Raw genomic sequence first — 4796 nt, forward strand, 5'->3', positions numbered from 1 at the left:
TGCGGGCGTCGGGCGTGAAGGACGGGGCGGTGTTCCGGGCGCTGACGCGGCCCGACCGCCGCGGCGCGGCCAAGGTTCTCGGGCGCGGCCTCACGCCGACGGCGATCCGGGCGGCCTTCGCGCGGATGGTGCAGGCCGCCGGGCTGCCCGAGGGGTACGCCTCGCCGCACGGGTTGCGGTCGGGGTTCATCACCGAGGCCGCCCACGCGGGCTTGGCCGTGGAGGCTGTGATGCGGGTGACGCTGCATCGCTCGCGCGATCAGGTCGCGGCCTATTACCACGAGCTGGATCTGGCGAAGAACCCCGCGACGCGGCTGCGTGACGGCTGCCCCATGCGGGTTTCCCATGGGAAACCCCGCGCGGCGGGATGAAGGGGTTTCCCATGGGAAACCCTGCGCGACAGGATGAAGAGGTTTCCCGCGGGAAACCCTATTCCGCCAGCTTCGCCCGAAACGCCGCGATCGCCGCTTCGAGCCGCTCGCGCGGCATCGAGGCGAAATCCTCAGCCGCCTTGATCCGCACCTCGCCCCGCCGCGCCGTGACCTTCAACTCGGCATGATGGAACTCGTACTTCTGCCGAGCGTCCGGCTTGAGGCGCGCGGCGACCGCGGACGACGGCGCCGCGGCTTCGAGCGGCGTGGGCGCGGACTCCACCGCGATGAACGCCGCCAGAGCTGCGTTCTGGGCCGCCGCGTCGCGCGCGGGCTCGAGAGCGCGACGCAAGCGCGCGATGCGCGCAGGGTCGCCATGAAGGAGCCGCGCAGCCTCCCCGCCAAGATGCTTCGGCACTGCGCGCGCCTCGACGAGCGACCCACCGACCGCCTCCAGAAGCTCCACGAACCTCCGGATCGTGCTGCGCTTGGTCTTGTGGAGCGCGGCGTAGAGATGCGAGACGGCCTCGTCGGGCGTCGCGGCCGGCGTTTCAGGGTCGCGCGCCATCGCAATGGCGACATGCGCCATCTCGGCGAAGGACACGTCCTCGCGAATCGCGTTCTCCTCGACCATCCCCACATAAAGCGCCGCGCGGTCAACCCGCCGCCGCTCAACGCGCGCCAGCACCGCGCCGAAACCGCCGTCCGGGGCTTCGGAGTCGAGCTGGCGCAGCGCCTCAAGCCGCCGCCAACCGGTCTTGAGCTGGAAACGCCCCTCGGAATCCTCGAACACCTCAATCGGCTCGCGCTGCCCGCGCGCGCGTATCGAAGCCTTCAGCTCCTCCATCGCTTCGGACTGCGCGACCGCGTCAAGCGCCATCCGGTCGCGCGGCAGATCGTCGAGGCCGACCGCCCCGAGCGGCAGCCGGACGAGCACCAGCCCGTCGGCCTGCGCGCTGCGCCACGCCTCCGCCTCCTCGGCGTTGCGTTGGCGCTGCGCGGTCTGCTCCTCGACCATCCGAGTCATTGCCTCGGCCGACTCTCGCCCCGCCACCGCCATCGGGCCGGGCCGCCTGCGCTCGGCGTCCTCCGCCGCGGGCTCAGGCGCGGACGCCGGCGCCTGCGCAAGCGAATCGCCGATCCGCGGGAGGGTGAACTTTCCGGATCTGGTCATCTCAGCTCGCCTCCCTAAGCGCCGCCTCGCGCGCGTCCCACGCCGCCACCGCCGTGTCGCGGAACTCGGCGTAGGCGCGGTCGAAGGACAAGCGCGCGCGCTTCCATGTCTCTCGGGTCATCTCGCGGTAATCCTGCTCGTAGACCGACGCCTGAAAGCGGCCAGACTGCTCGATGGCGCGGCTGAGCTCGATCGGATGCTCGCAGAACACCGCGCCGAACAGGTCGCGATAAGCCTCCGCCATGCTCTGGTGCAGTTCGTTGGTCGCCTCGTAGCGTGTCATCAGCAGGCGCATCGCCGCGAAGCTCTTTGCCGCCGAGAACCCCGCCGCGCGGGCGGCGGGACCGAAGCCCTCCTCGATGTCCGCGAGCGCGTCCGACAGCTGGCCGAGAAAGCTCGTCGTGCTGTCGTATTCCCAGTAGCCGGGGCCGGTCGGCACATAAAGCAGGTCGGCGGCGAAGGTGGCGTTGAGCGACTGGTAGCCGATGGCGGGCGGGCAGTCGAAGATCACGAAGTCGTACTGGTCCGCGGGAAGCTCGCCCAGATAGCGGTCCACGCAGAGAAAGAACGTCCAGGCGGGATGGATCGCGCGATACTGCGCCGAGGCGAACTCGACGAAGGCCGCGTTCGCGCAGGAGGGGATGATGTCGATGGTCGGCCAGCAGGTGCGCTGGATGAACTCGTCCACGCGCCGCGGCCCGATCTCGACCACGCCGTCGGGCAGATCGGCGCCGGAGGGGTAGGGGCAGTCCTGCGGGCGGTCGTAGGAGGCGGCGATGCGCGCGGCCTCGCGGTAGAGGTCGCGGCACATGACGCCCCAGACGGTGTTCTCCTCGTCCACCTCCACCAGGCCCATTGCATGGGTGAGGGTCGCCTGCGGGTCGAAGTCGATCACCAGCACACGATAGCCGTCGAGCGCGCAGGCATTCGCGAAATGCTGCGCCACGACCGACTTGCCGACGCCACCCTTGAAGTTGGCAACCGCGACGCGGAAGGCGCGCCCCGGCGGGCGGCGCGGCAGCAGCTTCTTGCCGCGCACCTTCAGCTTGCGGCGCAGCACATTGATCTCCGCGAGGCTGAACCAGCGCTGCCGCCCGTCCTCCGTCAGAACCTGGCCCTGCGGCAGCGACGGATCGTCGGAGAGATGCTTGCGGAAGGTGTCGGGCGCCATGTCGAACATGAACGAGCAGATCTCCCAGATCGAAAAGGGTCGCAGCGTCTTGGCCTCTTCCGGCGAAAAGGTCGCGCGCCGCACCGCCGCCTGCTGAGCAAGGCTGCGTGTGTTGAGCGTGCGCAGAAAACGATGATCGACAGCCATGCCAGATCTCCCTTAAAATCCGTCTTACGAGAAATAACCCGTTTCGTGCTTTTTCGGAATGCGGAAACGCGCACGTGCGGGGAAAAGACCGGGCGAAGCGCCGCATAGAGAGTCGACCGCCCTCAACACTACCGTATTCGGCGCCACCAGCGGCACCCCAATCCACCCATGGGGCGCCATCAAAACGCAGTTGAGGCGCCATATCCGGCGGCGCCCCTCTCCATCATACCCATAGAAATCCGGAAATTCAGATTCCTGGACCCTTCGCGCCGCCTAAAATCCTTCTGTTGACAAAAAAGCCGTATGAGATGGATCATTCGATCGGCTGCAGGGAATAGAGCGATTCTCCGCGAGCCCCAGAAAAGCCGTTGCAAAGGCGGCGCACGAGCAGTCGAGGCGGACCGCGGCGCGCGAGCGCCCGGCGATCATATGGGCGGAAGGCATGAAGGCGATCGCGACGCGGCTCGTCGGCCCGGAGGCCGGAGCGCGCAAGTACGACCTGTTGACAGGGCTCGCCACGGCGGCGCTGCGCGCGCCGGCGCGAGCTGACGCCGGAGCGAGCGGGGAGGGGGGCACCGATCACGTATTTTCGCCGGTGACCGCGCTCCGCCTGATCGCGCTGATCACCGCCCGCTACGACTGGGCGCGCGACAGCGCGGCCATCGGGCACGCAGAACTCGAACGCCTCTGGGGCGTGTCCCGCCGCACCGTGATCCGCGAGATCGAACGGTTGCGCCAGCTAGGGCTGCTCGAACAGATCAGCGAAGGGCGGCGCGGCAGGGTGAGCGCCTATCGGCTGGGTCAGGCTCGCATCGCGGCGCTGAGCCGCGAGAGCTGGACCAGCGTCGGAGAGAAGTTCGCCGAACGCATGGCGGCGGTTGAGACCCCGCTGGGCGCCGCGACCTCCTGCACAGAAGCAGCCAATGGACGGGAGCCGGCTCCCGCTCAGGCAGCAGCGACGGCGCCGGACGCATGGCGTCGCCTCGTCGCGCGGCTCGCCGAGGACATGCCGCCCCCGGTCGTACAGCGCTGGATCGCGCCGCTCGTGTGCCGGCGCATCGAGGCCGGACGGCTGGAGCTTGAGGCGCCATCGCGCTTTCACGCCGATTATGTCGCTCGCGCCTATGAAGCGGCCCTGGAGCGGGCGGCCGCGCGAGACGGCCTCGCGCTGACGCGGGTGCGGATCGTCGCGTGACGGGGCAGGGGGCCCACACCGCGACAGCCGCACGCTCAGTCGTAGAGGTCCGTGGCGAACTCACGCGAGCTCATTCACCGAGAGTTGCGAACCTTGGCGCGTAGCATGTGCTCCTCATGCCTCGGCCGGCACATCGACGAGTTTGACGCCGTCGGGAAACATCTCCGGTTGGTACGGAAACTTGGCCGACGCGCCGAGCTGCAGACGCAACCGTTCGCTGGCGTCGCAGCGCGAGAGAAGCCCGTGAACCTGCTGCAGGCAGGCGCGCGCCCGATCCAGGTCAGGCCTCAGCGCGTCCTGCCATGAGACGCCGCGGTCGAGTCTGTACTCCGGGGCCAGGGATCGAGCATCCTCGGCGCAGAGGCGTGCCGCAGTCTCGCCGACGGCGATGTCGATCATGTCGAAGACGGCGAGCTGCATGTGCCAGCGCACCGGCTCGGTCGCGAAGAACCGTTGTTCGGTCAGACGTTCGACGAGCGCCATCGGGGAGAACGCCCAGGCATCCGGCGCCGATGGCCGATGGCGCGCTTCGCCGTCGCGGCTCACCGCCACGCCGTGGGTCAGGATCCGTTCCGGGACGGCCGCCATGATGGCCAGCGTTCGTTCGAGCACGGCGATGGCGTGCCGCCGCACCGCCTCGGGATGAAGCGGCTCTCGCGCGACCTGGAGCGGGGCATGATCGGCGCGTCCGAACCGACGCGGGATGACGGACGGCCCGATAGGGTCGGCGTCGGGTGT

5 protein-coding genes are annotated in these 4796 nt (G+C 69.1%); 2 read left to right on the plus strand and 3 right to left on the minus strand.

Annotated elements, in window-relative coordinates; translation table 11 throughout:
* Nucleotides 1-371 (plus strand): tyrosine-type recombinase/integrase (locus V7Q31_RS17530; RefSeq protein WP_333835143.1); only part of this gene is annotated, 371 nt, incomplete at its 5' end.
* Between the two features lie 58 nt (nucleotides 372-429).
* Here V7Q31_RS17530 and V7Q31_RS17535 read toward each other — a convergent pair.
* A complete protein-coding gene (locus V7Q31_RS17535) occupies nucleotides 430-1545 on the minus strand; it encodes a ParB N-terminal domain-containing protein (RefSeq protein ID WP_333835144.1) in 1116 nt (371 codons plus the stop codon).
* Nucleotide 1546: 1 nt separating this feature from the next.
* Nucleotides 1547-2863, minus strand: a complete 1317-nt coding sequence (locus V7Q31_RS17540) for an AAA family ATPase (protein ID WP_333835145.1) — start codon at nucleotides 2861-2863, stop codon at nucleotides 1547-1549.
* A gap of 442 nt (nucleotides 2864-3305) precedes the next feature.
* On the opposite strand from V7Q31_RS17540, the gene V7Q31_RS17545 reads away from it, so the two are divergent.
* Nucleotides 3306-4058, plus strand: a complete 753-nt coding sequence (locus V7Q31_RS17545; protein WP_333835146.1) for a DnaA N-terminal domain-containing protein — start codon at nucleotides 3306-3308, stop codon at nucleotides 4056-4058.
* A gap of 114 nt (nucleotides 4059-4172) precedes the next feature.
* On the opposite strand, the gene V7Q31_RS17550 is transcribed toward V7Q31_RS17545, so the two are convergent.
* The coding region (locus V7Q31_RS17550; RefSeq protein ID WP_333835147.1) for a hypothetical protein at nucleotides 4173-4796 on the minus strand (624 nt) is incomplete at its 5' end.

It is taken from the genome of Rubrimonas sp., from assembly GCF_036788415.1.
Lineage (GTDB): Bacteria > Pseudomonadota > Alphaproteobacteria > Rhodobacterales > Rhodobacteraceae > Rubrimonas.

Coding starts and splice junctions, on each gene's coding strand:
- V7Q31_RS17535 (WP_333835144.1), bottom strand. CDS start 1,545: ATGACCAGATCCGGAAAGTTCACCCTCCCGCGGATCGGCGATTCGCTT.
- V7Q31_RS17540 (WP_333835145.1), bottom strand. CDS start 2,863: ATGGCTGTCGATCATCGTTTTCTGCGCACGCTCAACACACGCAGCCTT.
- V7Q31_RS17545 (WP_333835146.1), top strand. CDS start 3,306: ATGAAGGCGATCGCGACGCGGCTCGTCGGCCCGGAGGCCGGAGCGCGC.